Origin of the sequence: Tepidiphilus margaritifer DSM 15129 (assembly GCF_000425565.1) — a bacterium.
Classification (GTDB): Bacteria; Pseudomonadota; Gammaproteobacteria; order Burkholderiales; family Rhodocyclaceae; genus Tepidiphilus; species Tepidiphilus margaritifer.
Map to the genome: position 1 here is coordinate 256,953 of NZ_AUDR01000015.1, position 20,118 is coordinate 277,070.

21 protein-coding genes and 1 tRNA gene are annotated in these 20,118 nt (G+C 64.0%); 4 read left to right on the top strand and 18 right to left on the bottom strand.

Annotation, left to right across the window (positions count from 1 at the left end; translation table 11 throughout):
* Positions 1-20 precede the first annotated feature (20 nt).
* A tRNA-Leu gene (locus tag H607_RS0105420) sits at positions 21-105 on the top strand.
* 143 nt (positions 106-248) lie between these two features.
* Positions 249-1,334 carry an alkene reductase gene (locus H607_RS0105425; protein WP_028874587.1) on the top strand — a complete coding sequence of 362 codons (1,086 nt, stop codon included), beginning with the start codon at positions 249-251 and terminating at the stop codon, positions 1,332-1,334.
* Between the two features lie 56 nt (positions 1,335-1,390).
* On the opposite strand, the gene gstA is transcribed toward H607_RS0105425, so the two are convergent.
* The 18 genes from gstA to H607_RS12870 form a co-directional block, all read right to left on the bottom strand.
* A complete protein-coding gene (gene gstA / locus H607_RS0105430; protein WP_028874588.1) occupies positions 1,391-1,996 on the bottom strand; it encodes a glutathione transferase GstA in 606 nt (201 codons plus the stop codon).
* A gap of 84 nt (positions 1,997-2,080) precedes the next feature.
* Positions 2,081-3,391: an adenylosuccinate synthase gene (locus H607_RS0105435; RefSeq protein WP_028874589.1), complete on the bottom strand. Its 1,311-nt coding sequence runs from the start codon at positions 3,389-3,391 to the stop codon at positions 2,081-2,083.
* Between the two features lie 18 nt (positions 3,392-3,409).
* On the bottom strand, positions 3,410-4,564 hold the full coding sequence (locus H607_RS0105440) for an ATP phosphoribosyltransferase regulatory subunit (RefSeq protein ID WP_028874590.1): 1,155 nt from the start codon (positions 4,562-4,564) through the stop codon (positions 3,410-3,412).
* A gap of 8 nt (positions 4,565-4,572) precedes the next feature.
* Positions 4,573-4,758: a DUF2065 domain-containing protein gene (locus H607_RS0105445; RefSeq protein WP_028874591.1), complete on the bottom strand. Its 186-nt coding sequence runs from the start codon at positions 4,756-4,758 to the stop codon at positions 4,573-4,575.
* Positions 4,759-4,778: 20 nt separating this feature from the next.
* A complete protein-coding gene (gene hflC, locus H607_RS0105450; protein ID WP_028874592.1) occupies positions 4,779-5,660 on the bottom strand; it encodes a protease modulator HflC in 882 nt (293 codons plus the stop codon).
* Positions 5,660-6,925, bottom strand: coding sequence for an FtsH protease activity modulator HflK (gene hflK, locus H607_RS0105455; RefSeq protein ID WP_028874593.1), 1,266 nt, complete (start codon positions 6,923-6,925; stop codon positions 5,660-5,662). Before hflK ends, hflC begins: the two co-directional genes overlap by 1 nt.
* Positions 6,912-8,054 carry a GTPase HflX gene (gene hflX, locus H607_RS11895; RefSeq protein WP_051240685.1) on the bottom strand — a complete coding sequence of 381 codons (1,143 nt, stop codon included), beginning with the start codon at positions 8,052-8,054 and terminating at the stop codon, positions 6,912-6,914. The genes hflK and hflX overlap by 14 nt, the downstream gene beginning before the upstream one ends.
* 68 nt (positions 8,055-8,122) lie before the next feature.
* The gene (gene hfq, locus H607_RS0105465) at positions 8,123-8,371 is read right to left on the bottom strand and encodes an RNA chaperone Hfq (RefSeq protein ID WP_028874594.1); all 249 of its coding nucleotides are present in this window, start codon (positions 8,369-8,371) and stop codon (positions 8,123-8,125) included.
* A 100-nt stretch (positions 8,372-8,471) separates the two neighbouring features.
* Entirely contained in the window at positions 8,472-9,812 is a 1,341-nt protein-coding gene (gene der / locus H607_RS0105470) for a ribosome biogenesis GTPase Der (protein WP_037989625.1), read from the bottom strand.
* Positions 9,812-10,966 (bottom strand): outer membrane protein assembly factor BamB, encoded by a 1,155-nt coding sequence (gene bamB, locus H607_RS0105475; RefSeq protein ID WP_028874596.1) that lies wholly within the window; start codon positions 10,964-10,966, stop codon positions 9,812-9,814. Before bamB ends, der begins: the two co-directional genes overlap by 1 nt.
* Positions 10,967-10,968: 2 nt before the next feature.
* On the bottom strand, positions 10,969-11,595 hold the full coding sequence (locus H607_RS0105480; RefSeq protein WP_028874597.1) for a YfgM family protein: 627 nt from the start codon (positions 11,593-11,595) through the stop codon (positions 10,969-10,971).
* On the bottom strand, positions 11,585-12,880 hold the full coding sequence (hisS, locus tag H607_RS0105485) for a histidine--tRNA ligase (protein WP_028874598.1): 1,296 nt from the start codon (positions 12,878-12,880) through the stop codon (positions 11,585-11,587). Before hisS ends, H607_RS0105480 begins: the two co-directional genes overlap by 11 nt.
* Positions 12,877-14,166 (bottom strand): flavodoxin-dependent (E)-4-hydroxy-3-methylbut-2-enyl-diphosphate synthase, encoded by a 1,290-nt coding sequence (gene ispG / locus H607_RS0105490; RefSeq protein WP_051240686.1) that lies wholly within the window; start codon positions 14,164-14,166, stop codon positions 12,877-12,879. The genes hisS and ispG overlap by 4 nt, the downstream gene beginning before the upstream one ends.
* Positions 14,167-14,180: 14 nt before the next feature.
* Positions 14,181-15,056, bottom strand: coding sequence for a helix-turn-helix domain-containing protein (locus H607_RS13520; protein ID WP_051240687.1), 876 nt, complete (start codon positions 15,054-15,056; stop codon positions 14,181-14,183).
* Complete coding sequence (locus H607_RS11900; protein ID WP_157381272.1) at positions 15,053-15,865, bottom strand: tetratricopeptide repeat protein; 813 nt, start codon at positions 15,863-15,865, stop codon at positions 15,053-15,055. The genes H607_RS13520 and H607_RS11900 overlap by 4 nt, the downstream gene beginning before the upstream one ends.
* Positions 15,862-16,992, bottom strand: coding sequence for a dual-specificity RNA methyltransferase RlmN (gene rlmN / locus H607_RS0105505; protein ID WP_028874601.1), 1,131 nt, complete (start codon positions 16,990-16,992; stop codon positions 15,862-15,864). The genes H607_RS11900 and rlmN overlap by 4 nt, the downstream gene beginning before the upstream one ends.
* Before the next feature lie 41 nt (positions 16,993-17,033).
* Positions 17,034-17,459, bottom strand: a complete 426-nt coding sequence (gene ndk / locus H607_RS0105510) for a nucleoside-diphosphate kinase (protein WP_028874602.1) — start codon at positions 17,457-17,459, stop codon at positions 17,034-17,036.
* A gap of 95 nt (positions 17,460-17,554) precedes the next feature.
* Positions 17,555-18,043, bottom strand: coding sequence for an MliC family protein (locus H607_RS12870; protein ID WP_083961952.1), 489 nt, complete (start codon positions 18,041-18,043; stop codon positions 17,555-17,557).
* A gap of 105 nt (positions 18,044-18,148) precedes the next feature.
* On the opposite strand from H607_RS12870, the gene earP reads away from it, so the two are divergent.
* Both earP and efp read left to right on the top strand, forming a co-directional pair.
* The gene (gene earP, locus H607_RS0105520) at positions 18,149-19,303 is read left to right on the top strand and encodes an elongation factor P maturation arginine rhamnosyltransferase EarP (protein ID WP_028874603.1); all 1,155 of its coding nucleotides are present in this window, start codon (positions 18,149-18,151) and stop codon (positions 19,301-19,303) included.
* Between the two features lie 39 nt (positions 19,304-19,342).
* The gene (gene efp / locus H607_RS0105525; RefSeq protein ID WP_028874604.1) at positions 19,343-19,900 is read left to right on the top strand and encodes an elongation factor P; all 558 of its coding nucleotides are present in this window, start codon (positions 19,343-19,345) and stop codon (positions 19,898-19,900) included.
* Positions 19,901-20,118 lie beyond the last annotated feature (218 nt).

Here is a 20,118-nt window from a genome sequence, read left to right on the forward strand (position 1 = left end):
TTATAATAACGCATCTCGTCGCCCAGATGGCGGAATTGGTAGACGCGCTGGTTTCAGGTACCAGTGCCGCAAGGCGTGGAGGTTCGAGTCCTCTTCTGGGCACCATCAAAAAAGCACCGCATCGTGGTGCTTTTTTCATTTCCCTACTCCCATTCCGCCCTCCTTCAATGACGGTCTGCCATGATGCCCTGCCCGTCGGCGTCCTATACTGATCGAGCACTTCATCCACTCGATCAAAGGAGCCGTCGATGACCGAAAAAATCGATCTTTTCACCCCCATCGTCGTGGGACCCTATACCCTGCCCAACCGCATCGCCATGGCGCCGATGACGCGCAACCGCGCCAGCGCCGACGGCGTGCCCACCGACATGATGGTTCGCTACTATGCCCAACGCGCCAGCGCCGGCCTCATCATCAGCGAAGGGGTGATCATCTCCCAGGAGGGATTCGCTTATCCCAACACGCCCGGCATCTTCACGCCGGCCCAAATCCAGGGGTGGAAAGCCGTCACTGACGGGGTGCACGCTCGTGGCGGGCGCATCTTCGCTCAATTGTGGCACTGCGGCCGGGTGGCCCATCCCGAGGTCAACGGCGGCTTGCAGCCCATCGGTCCTTCCGCGATCGCCGCCCGTGGCGAGACCTATACGCCCAGCGGCAGCAAACCCTTCGTCACCCCGCGCGCCATGAGCCTGCAAGAAATCGAGGAAACCATCGAACGTTACGCCCAGGCGGCGCGAAACGCCAAGGCGGCCGGTTTCGACGGCGTGGAGATCCACGGCGCCAACGGGTACCTCATCGACCAGTTCCTGCGTGACGGCAGCAACCGCCGCACTGACGCCTACGGCGGCTCCATCGCCAACCGCGCCCGTTTCCTCATGGAAGTGACCGAGGCCGTGCTCGGCGTATGGGATCGCGGCTGCGTGGGGGTGCGCCTCTCGCCACTGCAACCGTTCAACGACATGCGCGATTCCAACCCCGAAGCGACGTTTTCCTATGTCGTCAAGGCGTTGGGCGAATTCAAGCTCGGCTATCTGCATATCACCGAAATGGGTAAGGAGGCGCCGGGGGTAGCCGGCCCCGCCTTCGACTTGAAATTGCTGCGCCCCCTGTGGCCGACCGTCTATATGACGAACGGCGGATATACGTTCGAGACGGCCAACGCGGCGATCGCACGCGGCGAGGCCGACATGATCTCGTTCGGGCAACTCTTCATCGCCAATCCCGATCTGGTCGAACGTTTCCGCCGCAGCGCTCCGCTCAACACACCCGATCCTTCCACCTTTTATACGGGGGGCGAGAAAGGCTACCTGGACTATCCCGTGCTCTATCCCTGAAATACGGAAAAAGCCGCCTTCGGGCGGCTTTTTCACGCGGGCAAACACCCAGTGTCTTACCGCTTGAGCCCTTCGGCTTCGATTGCTGCCTGTACCGCCGGACGTTGGGCCATTTTGTCGGCGAAACGGGCAAGTGCCGGAAACGCCGCGAGATCGATCTTCGCGAAGGCCGTCCAGCGCGAGCACACGTAGAGATAGACGTCGGCGACCGAGAATTCTTCCCCCAGCAGCCACGGCCTCTGGGCAAGCTGTCCGTCCACCCAATGCAGACGCTTGAGCAAGTTCTCCTTCACGACGGTCTTCCACTCGTCGGGACAATTGGGACGGAACAACGGGCCGAATCCTTTATGAATCTCGGTAGCAATGAAATTGAGCCACTCGATAAGCCGCACCAAGCCCATGCCATCTTTGGGTCCGATGGGCGTGCGCGCCAGATTCTGCACGATGTAGATGAGAATCGCCGGCCCTTCGGTGAGGAGAGTCCCATCATCGAGCTGCAGCGCCGGAACGTAACCCTTGGGATTGATCGCCAGATAATCACCGCCATCTGCAAGTTTCTTCGTGGTCAGATCCACCCGCACCAGCTCGGGCACGACGCCGGCCTCACGCAAGGCGATGTGGGGTGACAGTGAACAGGCGCCGGGCGAGAAATACAGTTTCATCGGTTTCCTCCTTTTTCGTGGTTCGCATGATCGAAAGCCCCTCACGGGGCTTTCTCACTGTAGCACGTCCGAAGAAAAACGGTTTCAGGCACCGAAAGGATGACGGCGCAGGATGGTCTCGTCGCGTTCGGGGCCGGTCGAGATCACGTCGATCGGGATCTCGCAGAATTCCTCGATGCGGTGCAGATAAGCACGGGCCTCGTAGGGGAGGTCTTCCCAACGGCGCGCCCCGAAGGTGCTCTCGCGCCAGCCGGGCAGCGTTTCGTAGACGGGAACGCAACGGGCGACCTCATCGGCTCCCATCGGCAGCAATTCGCGCCGTTCGCCGTCGAGTTCATAACCGATGCACAGTTTCAGCTCCCCGAGGCCATCGAGCACGTCGAGCTTGGTGATACACAGGCCCGAGACGCCGTTGATGATGATGGAGCGCTTGAGCGCGGCCAGATCCAGCCAGCCGCAGCGCCGCTTGCGGCCGGTGACGGTGCCGAATTCACGTCCCTTGATCGACATCTGCCAGCCTGGGGTGCCCTCGGTGTCGATGTCCAGTTCCGTGGGGAAAGGCCCCCCGCCCACCCGGGTGCAATACGCCTTGGTGATGCCGAGCACGTAGTGCAGCCGCCCCGGCCCCAAGCCGGCACCGGCGGCGGCTTGGCCGGCGACGCAGTTGCTGGAGGTGACGAAAGGATACGTGCCGTGGTCGATGTCGAGCAGCGTCCCCTGCGCCCCTTCGAAGAGCAGATTGCCGCCCGCCTTGTTGATCTCGTAGAGTCGGGCGGAGACGTCGGTGATCAGCGGCAAAACTTCTTTCGCATCGGCGAGCGCCTGCTCGTAGATCGGCTCGAACTCGAGCGGCTCGGCGTGGAAAGCCTGCGTGAGCACGAAGTTGTACCAGGCGAGGTTGCTCTCGAGCTTGGTACGGAATTGCTCGGGACGGAAGAGATCGTAGAGTCGGATCGCGCGACGGGCTACCTTGTCCTCGTAGGCCGGGCCGATACCCTTGCCCGTGGTGCCGATCTTGTCGCCGGCGCTACGCGCCGCCTCGCGCGCCCGGTCGAGCGCGACGTGATAGGGCAGGATCAAGGGGCAGCCGGGGCTCACACGCAAGCGCGAGCGCACTTCGATGCCACCAGTCTCCAACGCCCGAATCTCGGAGAGGAGGTGGTGCACGTCGAGCACTACCCCATTGCCGATGAAACAGGCCACCCCATCGCGCACGATCCCCGAGGGAACGAGGTTGAGCTTGTACTCACGCTCGCCCACCACCAAGGTATGCCCGGCGTTGTGTCCACCCTGAAAGCGCACCACGCCCTGAGCGTTGTCGGTGAGCCAGTCGACGATCTTGCCCTTGCCTTCGTCGCCCCACTGCGTCCCGACGACGACCACGTTCTTAGCCATCAGCCCTTCCTTTTACGATCACAACGGTTCCACGACCCAATGCCCGGCACGCTGCACGAGACGCCGGTCGCAGCCGGCCTCACGCCATTCTTCGAGCGGATGTCCCGGCAATTCCCGCACCACTGACTGCCCTGCCTCACGCAACTGGGCCACCACCGCCTCCAGCGCCTCATCGCCCACCGCGGGCGCGAGGATGGCGCCCGGCAAGGGAGCGAGTGGCAGACGGGCGATGAGCTCACGCAAATCGATCGAAAATCCCGTCGCCGGCCGAGCCCGCCCGAAGGCCGCGCCGAGCCCGTCGTAACGCCCGCCCAAAGCGAGTGCCGAGGGGTGGTCGGCACCGTAGGCGGCGAACATCACGCCGGAGTGATAGTAATAGCCGCGCAGATCGGCCAAATCGAACCCTAGCGGCAAGTCGGCGAGCGCCGCAGCGAGCGCTTCGAGCTCTTCGAGCGCCCGCACCACTGCCGGCAGCGGCGCGAGCCGCTCCCTGGCCGCGGCGAGCACTTCGACACCCCCATAGAGCCCAGGCAGGGCACGCAGGGAAGCGGCACGCTCGGCATCGAGCGTATCCTCCATCTCGGCAAGTGCTTCCTCGAGCCCGGCGGAATCTTTTGCCTGCAGCAATTCGAAGAGGGCTTCGGCGCGCTCGGGCGCAACCCCTTCGGTGAGCGCCCGGAAAAGCCCCATGTGGCCAACGTCGATGCGCACCGCCGGCAGGCGCGCCCGTTCGAGCGCCGTGGCCAACAAACGGATGATCTCGATGTCGGCTTCCACGCCGGCATGGCCGTAGAGCTCGGCGCCGAGTTGCAATGGCTCGCGCGTGGCGGTGAGCGAGGCCGGCAGCGTGTGCAGCACCGGACCACAGTAGCACAGACGCGTGACGCCGCGCCGATTGAGCAGATGCGCATCGATGCGCGCCACCTGGGGTGTGATGTCGGCGCGCACGCCCAACGTCCGACCGCTCAGCTGGTCGGTGAGCTCGAAGGTGCGCAGCCGCAAATCTTCCCCTCCCCCCACGATGAGCGAAGAGAGGAATTCGATGAGCGGCGGAGCGACGAGCTGGTAACCATGCAGACGGAAGAGATCGAGCAGCTCGCGGCGCAAGCGCTCGAGGTGTTCCGCCGCCGGCGGCAGTTCATCACGCAGATAGTCGGGCAAGACCCAACGCATGGATGGCCTCACAGAATGTCGTTCACGATGGCGAGCCCCAGCACGACGGCTGCGCCGCCGAACCAGCGCAGACGCTCCGGCGGCAGCTCAGCCAAGCGCCGCAGAGTCTGCTGCCAGGCGTGCGGCGCAAGGAAAGGCATCAGTCCTTCGAACACCAGCATCAAGCCGAGCGCTTTCCAGAAGACTTCGGACATGTCGCTTCGCCGGGGACTGCTCAGCGACCGCCGGCCGACTGGGGCGCCTTGAAGTACTTGAAGAAGGCCGAACCCGGATCGACGACGAGCACGTCGTCGCGTCGGGAAAAGCTTTCGCGGTAGGCTTCCAGACTGCGGTAGTAGCTGAAGAAATCGGGGTCGCGCCCGTAGGCTTCGTTGAAAATGCGCGTTGCTTCGGCATCCCCTTCGCCCTTGATACGCTGCGACTCGCGATAAGCCTCGGCGATGATCAGCTCGCTTTGCCGGTCGGCATCGGCGCGGATGCGCTCGGCGATCGCCGCGCCCTCGGAGCGCAGGTTGTTGGCCACGCGCTTGCGTTCGGCCTCCATGCGCCGGTAGACCGACTCGGACACCTCTGCCGGCAGATCGACGCGTTTCAGGCGCAGATCGACGATCTCGACACCGAACGTGCGCGCGTCACGGTCGGTCTTGGTGCGCACGATCTCCATGACCTTGTCGCGCTCGCCGGAGACGACATCGTGCACCGTACGCTGCCCGAATTCCTCGCGCAGCGTGGCATTGACCGTCTGCAGCAGCCGCGTGCGGGCGCGCGTCTCGTCCCCGCCCATGGTGATGTAATACTGCTGCGGGTCGACGATACGCCACTTGATGAAGTGATCCACCAGCACGTTTTTCTTCTCGGAGGTGATGAAACGCTCCGGTTCGGGCGTGTCGATGGTCAGGAGCCGCCGGTCGAACTGGCGCACGTTCTGCACCAGCGGCAGTTTCACGTGCAGGCCCGGTTCGGTGACGACGGCCTTGACCTCACCGAATTGAAGCACCATGGCATAGCGGCGCTGATCGACGGTAAAAAGTGACATCGAGGCGACCGCGGCCACCAGTAACAATATTCCGACTATCGTAGCGATCCTTGCCTGCATCATCGGCTCCCCCGCTCACGATCGCGCAGTTCGTCGCGCGGAGCATCCCGCTGCTCCTTGCGCCCGCCCGATTCGGCCGCGGCCTCGGCGCTGCCGTCGCCGGTGCTGGGACCTTGGCGGGTAGTCGTCGGCGCCACCGCAGAGCCGGAGCGGGATAGCAAGCGATCAAGCGGCAACAGCATGAGGTTGTTGTGCGCCGGCGCGTCGACCAGCACCTTGCTCGTGTTGGTGAAGATCTGCTGCATCGTTTCGAGATAGAGACGTTCGCGCGTGATTGCCGGGGCTTGGCGGTATTGTTGTTGGATCTGGGTGAAGCGCGCGGCATCGCCCGTGGCCTGGGCCACGACCTTGCCTTTGTAGGCGTTGGCTTCTTCCAGCAGGCGTGCGGCGGTACCGCGAGCCCGCGGGATCACCGCATTGGCGTAGGCTTCCCCCTCGTTGCGCAGGCGCTCGCGATCTTGCCCGGCCTTGACCGCGTCGTCGAACGCCGCCTGCACCTGCTCGGGCGGTTGGGCGTTTTGCAGGGTGACGCGCACCACCTGCACCCCGGTACGATAGCGGTCGAGCATGGACTGCATCAACTCCTGCGTGCGTACGGCAATGTCCTCGCGCCCTTCGTAGAGGACGTAGTCCATCTTGGATTTGCCGACGATCTCGCGCATGGCGCTCTCGGCGGCCTGCTTGACGCTCTCGTCGGGCGCACGGTCGCGGAAGAGATAGTCTTCGGGAGATTTGAGCACGTATTGCACCGCGAACTGGATCGAAACGATGTTTTCGTCGTCGGTGAGCATGAGGGATTCACGCAGCACCTTGTTGCGGTCGGTGCCACGGTAGCCGACCTCGACGGTGCGCACGCCGGTGAGATCGACGATCTCATGGCGCTCGATGGGGTAAGGCAGGCGCCAGCGCAGGCCCGGCTCGCTCGTCTCGACGTAGCGGCCGAAGCGCAAGACCACGGCGCGCTCGTTGGCATCGACTTTGTAGAAACCGGAGAGCAGCCACAGCGCGAGGGCAATGGTCACGAGCAAGACGGCACTCTTACCGACTCGCCTGGGATCGAGCGGCTCGTTGCTCCCTGAACCGCCCGCTCTACCCCCACGACCACCGAAGAGCACCGAAAGTCGCTCGTTGAACTTGCGCCATACTTCCTCGAGGTCGGGCGGGCCTTCGCCCTGGGGCGGACGCCCGGGGCGTGTCTCCCGTCGTCGCACCTCTTCGTCGGATTCGTCGTCGCGATCGCCCCAGCGGGGATCATTCAGTGACATGGAGTTCCTCGTCTCGTGATTCAGCGGCAGCTGTCGGCAACAGCGCACGCAAACGGGAAGCGAGCGCCATGCGCAAGGCGTCCATCCCGGCACCGGTGCGCGCGCTGACGCAGACCCGGCGAATGCTACCACACTCGTCGCTCAGCTCGGCCGGGACCTCGGCGAGCAGGTCGATCTTGTTGAGTACTTCCAGTCTCGGTACATCTTGGGCCCCGATCTCGGCAAGTACTGACTCCACCGTGCTACGCTGCGCCTCGCGGTCCTCGCTCGCCCCATCGACCACATGCAGCAGCAGATCGGCCTCGGCCACCTCTTCGAGCGTGGCGTGAAAGGCCGCCACCAGGTCGTGTGGCAGGTCACGGATGAAACCGACGGTGTCCGAGAGCACGACTTCGCCCACTTCCGGCAGCCAGATACGGCGCGAGGTGGTATCGAGCGTGGCGAAGAGCTGGTCGGCGGCATAGGTGCCGGCTTTGGTGAGTGCATTGAAGAGCGTCGATTTGCCCGCGTTGGTGTAGCCCACGAGCGAAACCTGTGGCACGCCACGACGGTTGCGCGCTCGCCGGCGCGTGGTGCGCTGACGTTCCAGCCGCTCGAGTCGGCTTTTCAGTTGCTTGACGCGAATGCCCAGGAGCCGGCGGTCGGTCTCCAACTGGGTCTCACCCGGGCCGCGCAGACCGATACCTCCGCGTTGGCGCTCGAGGTGAGTCCAGCCGCGCACGAGGCGCGTGGAAAGGTATTCGAGCTGGGCGAGCTCGACCTGGAGCTTGCCTTCGTGACTGCGGGCGCGCTGCGCGAAAATGTCGAGGATGAGGGCATTGCGATCGATCACCCGACACTGCAACTCGCGTTCGAGGTTGCGCTGCTGTGCCGGCGAGAGCGTATGATCGAAGACGACTAGGTCGCCCTGCCCCTGAACGATGGCGCTGCGCACTTCTTCGAGTTTGCCGCGACCGACGAAGAACGCCGGATCGGGCCGGGGACGGCGGCCGCGCACCACGCCGACCACGTCGGCCCCGGCGCTTTCCACCAGAAGTTGCAATTCGGAGAGGCGCTCGGCGAGCGCCCCCTGACCGAGATCGAGCTGGACGAGCACGGCTTGCTCGCCGCGTTGCGGACGTTCGAACAATGGGGGATTCCTTCAGAAAAGCAACGTCGGTGAGACGTCCGAAACGTACCGGCGTTCCCCAAGATCCGTCATTGTTCCGGCTGCTCGTCCTCGTGGACTTCGCGCAGCGTCACCGGGCGCGAAGGCACGACGGTGGAAATGGCGTGTTTATACACCATCTGTGTGACGGTGTTCTTGAGCAGGACGACATATTGGTCGAAAGACTCGATGTGTCCTTGCAGCTTGATGCCGTTGACGAGGTAGATCGCCACCGGAACGTGCTCGCGGCGCAGCAGGTTGAGGAAGGGGTCTTGCAGTTGCAAGGCTTTGTTGCTCATGTCGTGGCCTTTCGTGTTGTGGATTTGATCGAGGAAAAAAAAGCGGTGCGGAACCGCGGACAACGATAGCACAGTCGCGCCGGCTTTGCGCAGCAGCCGTTCAATCGCTGCGTTTCACGTAGGGGTTTTCCGAAGTGCGCCATTCGAGCTTGAGCGGCGTGCCGCGCAAACGGAAGGCTTCGAGGAAACCATGCTCGAGATAGCGCCGGTAGGATTTGGGCAGATGCTCGAGCGCGTTGCCGTGGATGACGATCACCGGGGGGTTGCTCCCCCCCTGATGTGCATAGCGCGGCTTGGGACGAAAAAGCCCGTGGCGAGGCGGCGCCTGACGTTTCACCAGCTCCTGCAGCACCCGGGTGAGCTGCGGTGTGGGCAGCTTGGCAAACGCGGCGGCGTAGGCTTCGTCCACGGCCTTGAGGAGCGGCTCCAGCCCTCGTCCTTGCACCGCCGAGAGAAAAACGGTGCGCGCGAACGAGAGAAATCCCAATTTGCTGGCAAGCTGCGTCTTCACCAGACTACGGTGGTAGTCGTCGACGGCATCCCATTTATTCACCGCAATCACGAGCGCGCGACCAGTCTCGAGGATGAATCCCCCCAAGTGCGCGTCCTGATCGGCGATCCCCTGCGTCGCGTCGAGCACGAGCACGGCAACGTTGGCCTGCTCCACCGCCTGCATGGTCTTGATCACCGAAAACTTCTCCACCGCTTCGGTGACTCGCCCCTTGCGGCGCACGCCGGCCGTGTCGACGAGCACGTAGCGGCGCGAGCCCCGCACGAACGGCACTTCGATCGCATCCCGCGTCGTCCCGGGCAGATCGTAGGCGATGAGCCGTTCCTCGCCCAGGAGGGCGTTGATGAGGGTCGACTTGCCCACATTGGGGCGGCCGACCACCGCCACACGCGGCACGTCCTCGTCCTGGGGCGGTGCGACTTCTTCGTCCTCGGGGAAATCGGCCAGCACTTCGGCGATCATCTGGCGCACGCCCTCGCCGTGCGCCGCCGAGATGGCCATGGGATCGCCCAGCCCCAGGGCGTGGAATTCGACCGTGGCGATCTCCCCTCGCATCCCCTCGGTTTTATTGACCACCAGTCGCACGGGGCGACCGAGCCGCCTCAGGTAGTCGGCGATATCCCGATCGTGCGCGGTGAGACCGGCGCGCCCATCGACGAGGAAGAGGAGGACGTCGGCCTCGCGAATCGCCTGCTCGGCCTGGCGCGCCATCTCGCGCGTGATCCCTTCCTTGCTCGTCGGATCGAATCCGGCGGTATCGACGACCAGATAAGGCCGCGGACCGAGCCTGCCCTGGCCATAGCGCCGGTCGCGCGTCAGCCCCGGCACGTCGGCCACGAGCGCGTCGCGGCTCTGCGTGAGCCGGTTGAACAGGGTGGACTTGCCGACGTTGGGCCGCCCGACGAGCACGACGGTGGGCAGTACCGCCATCAATGCACCTCCACGATGGCCACCGTCCCGTCGGTATTCTGCACCACCGCCCGGTTGGGGCCGATGGCGCGCGGCTCGACGAGGATGGGTCCGGAGCCGACGCGCACCCGGCCGCGGATGCGGCCGTCGTTGCGATCAAGCGCATGGACATAGCCTTCGCGATCGCCCACGAGCACCCAGTCTCCGAGAATGAGGGGGCGCGTCAGCAGGCGCCAAGAGAAACCACCCGTACGCCACTGTTCTTTGCCGGAGTAGGCATCGAGCGCAACCACGTCGTCGTTGTCGGCGGTGACCACGACGTAGCGATAGTCACGGTCGATTCCCGTGCGGCTGGAAAGATCCTTGGCCCAGATCGTCTCGGCGGTTCGCCCGTCGAAGCAGGCCACGCGCCCCTGATAGGCAGCGGCGCACACCTCCTGACGGGCTACCAGCGGCGGCCCGACCACATCGGTGAGCCGTTCGATCTCGGTCGCCCCCTTGGGCGAAGCCACCGTCAGCTCGAAGAGCGGCGCGCCGCTGCGCGGGTCGAGCACGGCGATGGTCCCCCCGGGATAACCTGCGACGATGGCATTGCCGGCGCTCACCAGCGGGGCCGACTGACGCAGGGACAAAGGCGGCAGGTTGCGCTGATAGACCCAGCGCTCCTTGCCATCGCGCGCATCGAGCGCGATGAGGCGATAATCGGCCGTACGCACCACGACGAGGCCGCTCGCCACCAAAGGCGGCGTGATCACGTCGGCCTTGAGCGGATGGCGCCAGCGCACCGCGCCATCGTCGACGGCAAACGCCACGGCATCCCCTTTGCGCGTGACGACCACGGCGAGGCGCTCGTCCGAACCCACCCCGGCGATGATGCCCTCTTCGAGCTTCGCCTCCCAGCGCACGCCGCCATTCCAGCGCAGGACGCGCCCGTCGCCGCCCGCAACGATCGCCTCGTTGTCGAGAACGGCGGGGGTGAGGAAGAGTCCCTCGCTGGATCCGACTTTGGTCTGCGCGGTGATCGTCACCTCCACGGGACTGACGAGCGGCGGCAGAGGCGCGACCTGAGGCCCCTTGCGCGAGAAGGGGTTGAGGGAAGAACATCCGGCGACAAGCGTCGCGACGGCCAAAAGCGCCAGCAGGCGCGCAGCGACACGGGGGGAACGATCTTTCATGCTCAGCCCCCCAACCCGTCGCGCTTGAGTTCGACGAGTTCGCGCCAAGCGGGATCCGCCCCTTGGTCGAGGGCACGCTGATAGGCCGCCCGCGCCTCCTCGATCCGTCCGAGCGCCGCGAGCGCATCACCCCGCGCCTCCTCATAGCGCGCCGCGAGTTCCGGCACCGGTGCGGCCGCGAGCCGCTCGAACGCTTCCTGAGCCGAACCCGAATCGAGCAACACCGCCGCCTCGCGCAGCCGCGCCAGATCGCGCAGGTAGGGTTCGGAACCCTGGTCAGCCACGTGCCGCAGCTCTTCCCGGGCTGCCGCACGATCCCCCTTCTGCCACAGTTCATGGCCGAGTTTCAAGCCGGAGAGATCGGCAAGCGTGGGGTTGGCACGCGATTCCCGCAGACGCTGCGCCGCGGCACGCGCCTGCGGCAGTTCGCCGCGCGACAGCGCTTCTTCCAGTTCCGCCTCGATGCGCGCTGCCTCCTGCGCCTGGTGCTGGCGCCACCAGCGCCATCCGTTCCAGCCCAAGGAGACGAGCGCCGCCACGAGGATGACAATCGTCACCCAGCGGCCATACATCTGCCACCAGGTCTTGAGTTCGTCGATCTGTTCCTGTTCCTGCAAGTCAAGCGCCATCGCCTTCCTCCTGGCCGTAGAGCCATTGCATCACCGCGTCTTCGCAGGCTTCGATCGCTACCCGCTGCTGCGGCGCCTCCTGGCGCAAGGGCTTGAGCCCCACCGTACCGCTGTCGACCTCGTCCTCACCCAGGATCAAGGCCAGCGCCGCGCCACTCGCGTCCGCTTTCTTCATCTGGCTCTTGAAGCTGCCACCGCCGCAGTGCAATACCACGTCGAGCCCCAAATCGCGCAGACGCTCGGCGAGTTGGAATGCCACGGCCTCGGCGCGCTCGCCCTGATGCACGACATAGACGTCAGGCACCTTGGGCACGACGTTGCCGCCGCTCATCTGCCACAGCAACAGCAAGCGCTCCACGCCGATGGCAAAGCCGGCCGCAGGCGCGGGCTTGCCACCGAGCTGCTCGATGAGGCCGTCGTAGCGGCCACCTGCGCAGATCGTCGCCTGCGCCCCGAGCCGCGGGGTCACCCATTCGAAGACGGTGCGGTTGTAGTAATCCAGCCCCCGCACCAGCCGCGGGTTGATGCGGTACGGCACGCCCGCGGCCTCGATGAGGGAGAGCACCCGCTCGAAGTGCGCCCTCGACTCCTCGCCAAGGAAATCCAACAGACGCGGTGCCCCCTCGATGAGTTCCTGCATCGCCGGATTCTTCGAATCCAGGATACGCAGCGGATTGCGCTCGAGGCGCCGTTTACCGTCCTCGTCGAGTTCGTCGTAGCGTGCCCGGAAGTACTCGACCAAGGCCCGACGGTGCGCGGCGCGCTCCTCGCTCGAGCCCAGGGAATTGATCTCGAGCCGCACGTCCTGCAATCCCAGCTCGTCCCACAGGCGCGCGCCCATGAGGATGAGCTCGGCGTCGATGTCGGGACCGGCAAAGCCGAGCGCTTCGATGCCGACCTGGTGGAACTGCCGGTAACGCCCTTTCTGCGGCCGCTCGTGGCGGAACATCGGGCCCAGGTAATAGAGCCGCTGCGGCCCTTGAAAGAGGAGGTTGTGCTCGATCACCGCGCGAACGCAGCCCGCCGTCCCCTCGGGACGCAACGTCAGGTGCTCGCCGTTCAGCACGTCCTCGAAGGAATACATCTCCTTCTCGACGATGTCGGTCACCTCGCCGATGGCACGCTTGAAGAGCGCCGTCGGCTCGACGATGGGCGTGCGAATGGGGCGATAACCATAGGCGCGCGCCCAGGTGCGCACCCGCTCCTCGAATTCTTCCCACCAATCGGATTCGGGCGGCAGGATGTCGTTCATCCCACGCACCGCCTGCAATTTCGTTGCGCTCATGCTTCCTCGTCGTGTTGCGGGACCTTCGGTGGAAAACGCCGCGCCACATAGGCTTCGATCATGGCGTGGAACTGCGCGGCGAGGTCCGGACCACGCAGCGTGGCCACCTTCTGCCCGTCGACGAAAACGGGGGCGGCCGGCGCCTCGCCCGTGCCCGGCAGAGAGATGCCGATGTGGGCATGCTTGGATTCACCCGGGCCATTGACGACGCAGCCCATCACGGCCAGCGTCAGCTGCTCCACCCCGTCATAACGCTCGCGCCATTCGGGCATGCGCGCGCGCACGTAGGACTGAGTCGATTCGGCCAACTCCTGAAAAAAAGAGGAAGTCGTACGCCCGCATCCGGGGCAGGCCGTCACCATCGGCGTGAACGCCCGCAGCCCCATGGTCTGCAGGACCTGCTGCGCCACCACCACTTCCTCGGTACGCTCACCCCCCGGCGCAGGCGTGAGGGAGACGCGGATGGTGTCGCCGATCCCTTCTTGCAGCAACACCGCCAACGCCGCAGTAGAGGCGACGATGCCCTTGCTGCCCATGCCCGCCTCGGTAAGGCCCAGGTGCAGCGGATAATCACAGCGCTGCGCGAGCAAGCGATAGACGGCGATGAGATCCTGCACGCTCGAGACCTTGGCCGAGAGCACGATGCGATCGCCAGGAAGACCGTAGCGCTCGGCGAGCGCCGCCGATTCGAGGGCAGACGTCACGAGCGCCTCGCGCATCACCGCCCCTGCCGACCAAGGCCGCGCGCGCCGGGCATTCTCGTCCATGAGACGCGCGAGCACGGCCGGGTCGAGGCTGCCCCAATTCACCCCGATGCGCACGGGCTTGTCGTAACGGCAGGCGAGTTCGACGATCTCGGCGAAACGCCGGTCGCGTTTCTCTCCCTGTCCGACGTTGCCCGGGTTGATGCGCCATTTGTCCAGCGTCTCGGCGCAGGCCGGATACTCGCGCAGCAGCTGGTGACCGTTGTAATGGAAGTCGCCCACCAGCGGCACCGTGCAACCGGCGCGCAACAGGCGCGCGCGGATCTCGGGCACCGCGCGCGCGGCCGCCTCGTCATTGACCGTGAGCCGCACCAGCTCGGAACCGGCCCGGGCGAGCGCCAACACCTGACGCACCGTCGATTCGACCTCGGTCGTCGCGGTATTGGTCATGGACTGCACGACGATGGGCGCGCTCGAGCCGATCGTCACGTTCCCCACCCGCACCTGTCGCGTCGGACGACGTGGTGCAGGTCCACTACGAGGTTCGTCGTCCTCCGGCAGCCGAGTCTCCTGCTTCGTCATGTCCTTCCCCGTTCTCATTGCAGACGCAACTTGGCCACACCGTTCTTGGCGGCGTGTTTCACGTCCACGGGATGTCCCTGGAACTCGATCTCGACCACCGGGGCGTTGCCCACCACCACGTTCAAGGGCGGCTCGCTGGACACTTCCGCTCGCTCCCCAGCCGAGAGGACGCGAGAAAGAAGCACCGTGCCTTTGGCGTCCCGCACTTCGACCCATGAGCGTCCCGAAGCGGACAAGCGCAAGGTCGGTACGGCAGGTTCCGCTTTTTCCTCTTCTGCTGCGGGCGTAGGCGCGGCCGAAGGGGCAACGGGAGCCGGCGCAGGAACTACGGCACCGCCCGTTTCTCCGTTACTGCCGACAGAAGTCCCCCGTTCGTCCGTTCCTTCCGACTCCAATGCCGCCTTTTCGCCTTTTTCAGCCACGCCGGCTTCGGGCTCACCTGGCGGAAGCAATACCGCCGCATTTTCCTGATCCACGGGGGGGGGCATGCGAAACCAGTCGAAATATGCCGAAACAATCAACACGACGATGAGAATGGGCAACACATAGCGCCATATCAGCCGCCAAGGCCGGAAACGGCGCACCTTGATCACCCCTTGGGCATTGGAAGCCGGCGTGAGCACCACTTCCCTGTCACGGGCCTGCTCGCCGAGCATCTCGAGCAAGGGCTCGGGATCCAGACCAAGGGCACGGGCATAATTGCGCACGAAGCCGCGTACAAACACTGGTCCCGGCAGATCCTCGAATCGCCCTTCCTCGAGCGCTTCGAGCTGCCGCGGCAACAGTTTCAACTGTTGCGCCATCTCGGCGACCGTACGCCCTTGCTGCATCCTCGCGTGCGCCAGCTGCACGCCGACCGCGCGAGGCTCTTCCGCGTGCTGCTGTGTCACTGCTCCCACGCTCCTTGCCGCAACTTTTCAGCCTCGGGACTATCGGGGAAATCCGTCCTCAGCCTCTTGGCATACTGCTCGAAAGCCACCGTATCGCCGCGCTTGCGCTCGACATTGAGCGCCATCCACAGCACGGCAGGATCGGGGTCGATCTCACGCATCAGTCGCTGCAGATAGTCGGAAGCCTTGTCCCACTCCTCCCAACGCTGGGCCAGTCGGGCCGCCTGATAGAGGACGAGGGTGTTGCGGGGCTCGAGCCGGATCGCCTCCTGGATGCTACGACGGGCGGCATCCCGGTTCCCGGTCATGTCCTGGCACCAAGCCAGGTTGGCATAGGCACGCGCCTTGCCGCCGTAGTAGGGATTGGTCACGACCTGCTCGATGTACGGCAGGCCGCTCGCCGGGTTAGGGCCTGTACACAAAAACCAGCCGTAGGCATAATTGAAATCGGGGTCTCGCGGTGCCGCCGCCAAGGCGCGTTTCAAGCCACTCTCGGCCTGGACCCGATCACCGATGGTCATGTGCGTCACACCCCAGGCGTAATGCAGAGGGGGATAATCGGGGGCCTCGGCGGCAGCGGCACGCAATTCATCCAAAGCCACATCGACGCGGCCGATCTCGACGTAGGCGAGCGCGAGATCGATGTGCGCCTTGGCCCGTACTTCTTCCGGACGCTCAGGCTTGCGCTCCAACAGCGGCCGAACGTAGCTCGAATCCATGGCATCAGTATCGGAACGCACGGCTTGGTTCACACATCCCGACAAGGCGAGCACAAGCAGCAGCCAACTCGATCGCATCCTTCGCTTCATACCATTTCTCCTTGGTCGATCCCCATCGTTTGCCGGGAACGGCGCGTGCGGTCACGCACCTGACCGGCGAGCTGACCACAAGCGGCAGCCACGTCGTCACCGCGCGTCTTGCGCGTCGTCGTCACCAGCCCCGCCTCCATGAGAATCGAGGCGAAACGCCGGATTCGATCCTCATCGGGGCGCGCAAACGGCGCCCCAGGAAAGGGATTGAACGGGATCAAGTTGAACTTGCAGGGCACGTCACGCACCAAGGTTACCAACTCACGCGCATGCTCCGGTGCGTCATTGACCCCTTCGAGCAAGACATATTCAAACGTGATGAAATCACGCGGCGCACGCTCGAGATAGCGCTGGCAAGCCGCCAGCAACTCGCGCAAAGGATACTTGCGGTTGATCGGCACGAGCCGATCGCGCAAGGCATCGTTGGGCGCATGCAGCGACACCGCTAGCGCCACGGGACAATGCTCGCGCAGGCGGTCGATGGCCGGCACGATTCCGGAAGTCGATACCGTGACCCGCCGTCGCGACAAACCATAACCATGATCATCGAGCATCACGCGCAGAGCGTGCACTACTGCCTCGAAATTGGCCAGCGGTTCGCCCATGCCCATGAGCACGACGTTGGTCACCACCCGACCGTTGTCCGGCCCTTCGGTCGTATCCCAATCGCCCTCGGCCTTGGCTGCACCCAGCAGCCTGTTGGCGAGCCACAGCTGCCCCAGGATCTCGGCGGTGCTGAGGTTGCGGTTGAATCCCTGCTTGCCCGTGGAGCAGAAGGCACACTCGAGCGCGCAACCGGCCTGAGTAGAAATACATAGCGTGCCACGCGAGCGTTCGGGAATGAACACCGTCTCCACGGCGTTACCACCACCCACGTCGAGTAACCACTTGCGCGTGCCGTCACGCGAAACGCTGTCACGCAGCACGCGCGGCGCAGCGATGATCGCCTGCTCCGCGAGCTTGGCGCGCAGACTCTTCGCCACGTCGCTCATCGCTGCGAAGTCATCGCAGCCCTCGCGATGAATCCAGCGAAAGATTTGACGTGCACGGAAAGGACGCTCACCGAGGGACTGGATCCAGTCGGTGAGCTGGGGCAGATCGAAATCGAGCAGATTGGTCGGGGTCATCGTCGAACCGTCGGCAAGGAGGCACCGACGGGGTGGACCAATCAGCGTGAATAAATGTTCATTTCGGGGAAGAAGAAAGCGATCTCCACCCTGGCCGTTTCGGGCGCATCGGAACCGTGCACCGCGTTGGCGTCGATCGAATCGGCGAAATCGGCGCGGATCGTCCCCGGCGCGGCCTTCTTCGGATCGGTCGCTCCCATCAGCTCGCGATTCCTGGCGATCGCGTTTTCGCCTTCGAGCACCTGCACCATCACCGGGCCGGAAGTCATGAAGGCGACGAGGTCTTTGTAGAAGGGGCGCTCCTTGTGCACCGCATAGAAAGCGCCGGCCTCTTTTTCTGACAACCACACCATCTTCGCAGCGACGATCTTGAGACCAGCCTCCTCGAAGCGTTGATAGATCTTGCCGATCACATTCTTGGCGACAGCATCGGGTTTGATGATGGACAGCGTACGCTCTACGGCCATGGATCACTCCTCGAGAAATAAAAAGCGAGATTCTATCAAACCGACGGCGGGCGGACGTCATGACGACGCCACGCCCGCCGCACACGGGAATCGTTTCAGTTGGACGAAGCGGTCGTTGCCTTGGCCGTCTTCTGCGGCGCAGGCTTGGACGGTTTCACGCCAGGTTTTTTCTTCGCCTTGGCTGCGGCCACTTTCACCGGCGCATCGAGCACCGAAGGATCGACCCCTTGGGCATAGACGCAATCGGCCGCCATCGGGCGCTCGGTTTTGGTATTTAGCAGCACACTCTTCCACGGCAGGTCGACCCACAACAGGCCATTTTGCCGATCCTCGTAGCGCGGCAGCCCCGAGAAGGAAACGTCTCGAGCCAAGGTGTAGCGCTTGCCTTCCCAACGCACCACGACCTTGTCGTTATCCTGGCGCACCCGTTCCACACCGAGCTGCTTGGTTCCTTCCTCACACCGATAGACGCCACTGGGCAGCTCGAGATCGAGCTGGGGCAACGCCTCTTCCTCGGCCCATGCGGCCGCACACGACACTCCCATCGCCGTCGCCAGCACCCAACGCATCATTGCTTTACGCATCTTTGCATCCTCACCACGAGGTCACCAAAAAATCCCTGAAAAAACATTATACACCTGCCACGGAACCTGCAAGAGCGGCTAGACTCCCATTTTTTTCGGGCCGCCATGCACTTCGGCATCTTCTGCTCCGTCATCGACAACTATGGCGACGCCGGTGTCACCTGGCGCCTCGCTCGCCAACTTCGAGACGACTTCGGCCAAGACGTCACTCTCTGGATCGACGATCCTTACACCCTCGCCGCCTTCGCGCCGGAAGTCCATCCTGAAAAAGAAGTCCAGCAATGCGGCAAACTCACGCTGCGTCGCTGGCATCGCCCACGGCCGACCGCGAGTGACCACGAATCACTCGAACGAATCGACGTCGCACTCGAAGCCTTCGGTTGTGGTCTGGGCGAACCCTGGCTCGAGACGCTCGCCGGCCGACGCCCCCCTCCCTGCTGGATCCACCTGGAGCACCTCACCCCCGAACCGTGGGCGGAAGGGATCCATGGTCTCCCCTCCCCCCACCCTCGATTACCACTCACCGCTTGGTTCTTCGTTCCCGGTTTCACTCCCCGTACCGGAGGACTATTGCGCGAACGGCTACTTCTCGAAACACGAGATCGGTTCCAGCGCGATCCGGAAGCGATCGGCCGCTTTCTCGCCCGGCTCGGCCACGCCGAATCCATCGACTCCCGTCGCATCACCCTTTTTTGCTATGCCGATGCCGAACTCGGTGCCTTCCTGGACTGGCTCGCCCACGAGCCTCTGACGACGACGATCTTCGTTCCCCCGGGACAACCGCGCCAAGCACTCGCCCGCACGGGTCTCGAACTCGACGCCAAGATTCTTACGCCTCCCGGTGCCCCCCAGGTACGCTTCGTCCCTTTGCCCATGCTGCCGCAGGACGATTTCGACCGCTTACTGTGGAGCAGCAATTTCAATTGGGTAAGAGGCGAAGATTCTTTCGTTCGCGCCCAATGGAGCGCCCGCCCTTTCCTCTGGCATCCCTATCGCCAGGAACGAAATGCCCATCTGCTCAAGCTCGACGCGTTTCTCGACCACTACCTCGCCGATGCGCCCGAGACGCTCGACGATGCGATCAGCCGCCTGTTTCGGCGCAGCAATCGAGGCGAGGAAACCCCGCAAGATTGGGATGGTCTATGGCAACGATGCGATCTCTGGCAAGCCCATTGCTACCGCTGGTCCCAGCGTCTTGCCTTACAAGAAGACCTCTGCACCCGGCTGCTCGACTTCGTCGCCAGAAACGCGATAAAATGATCGTTTATTTTCAACGGAACTACGGGAACCACACCCATGATGAAGCAAGCTCAGGAACTGCGCGCCGGAAACGTCGTCCTCATCAAGGACGAACCTTTCGTCGTCCAGAAGGCGGAATACAACAAATCCGGCCGTAATGCGGCCGTCGTGAAGATGAAGCTGAAGAATCTCTTCACGGGCAACGCCACCGAAGCCGTGTACAAGGCCGACGAGAAATTCGACACGGTGATCCTCGAACGCAAGGAGTGCACATACAGCTACTTCGCCGATCCGATGTACGTGTTCATGGACGAGGAATTCAACCAATACGAGGTGGAAAAGGACAACATGGAAAACGTCCTTCCTTACCTCGAAGACGGCATGAGCTGCGAAGTGGTGCTCTACCAGGGCAAGGCGATCGCGGTCGAGCTGCCTCCTTCCGTGGTGCGCGAAGTGGAATACACCGAGCCGGCCGTGCGCGGTGATACCTCCGGCAAGGTGATGAAGCCCGCCCGCATCAAGCCGACCGGCCACGAGCTCATGGTCCCGGCATTCGTCGGGATCGGGGACAAGATCGAAATCGACACGGCTACTGGCGAATACAAGCGCCGGGTGTGATGTTTCGGTAAACGCATGCATGAAGCCCGCTTGAAGCGGGCTTTTTTGTTAGTGCAGTTTATTAGCGCAATCGTCGACGCAAAAACCCCCGCCGTGTGCTTGTGGCGGGGGTTTTGGTAGGGGGTTCGTCTGACGCTGACCGACTTTCCCGGACGTTGGGGTCCAGTATCATGGGCGCGGCGCCGTTTCACGGTCCTGTTCGGGATGGGAAGGCGTGG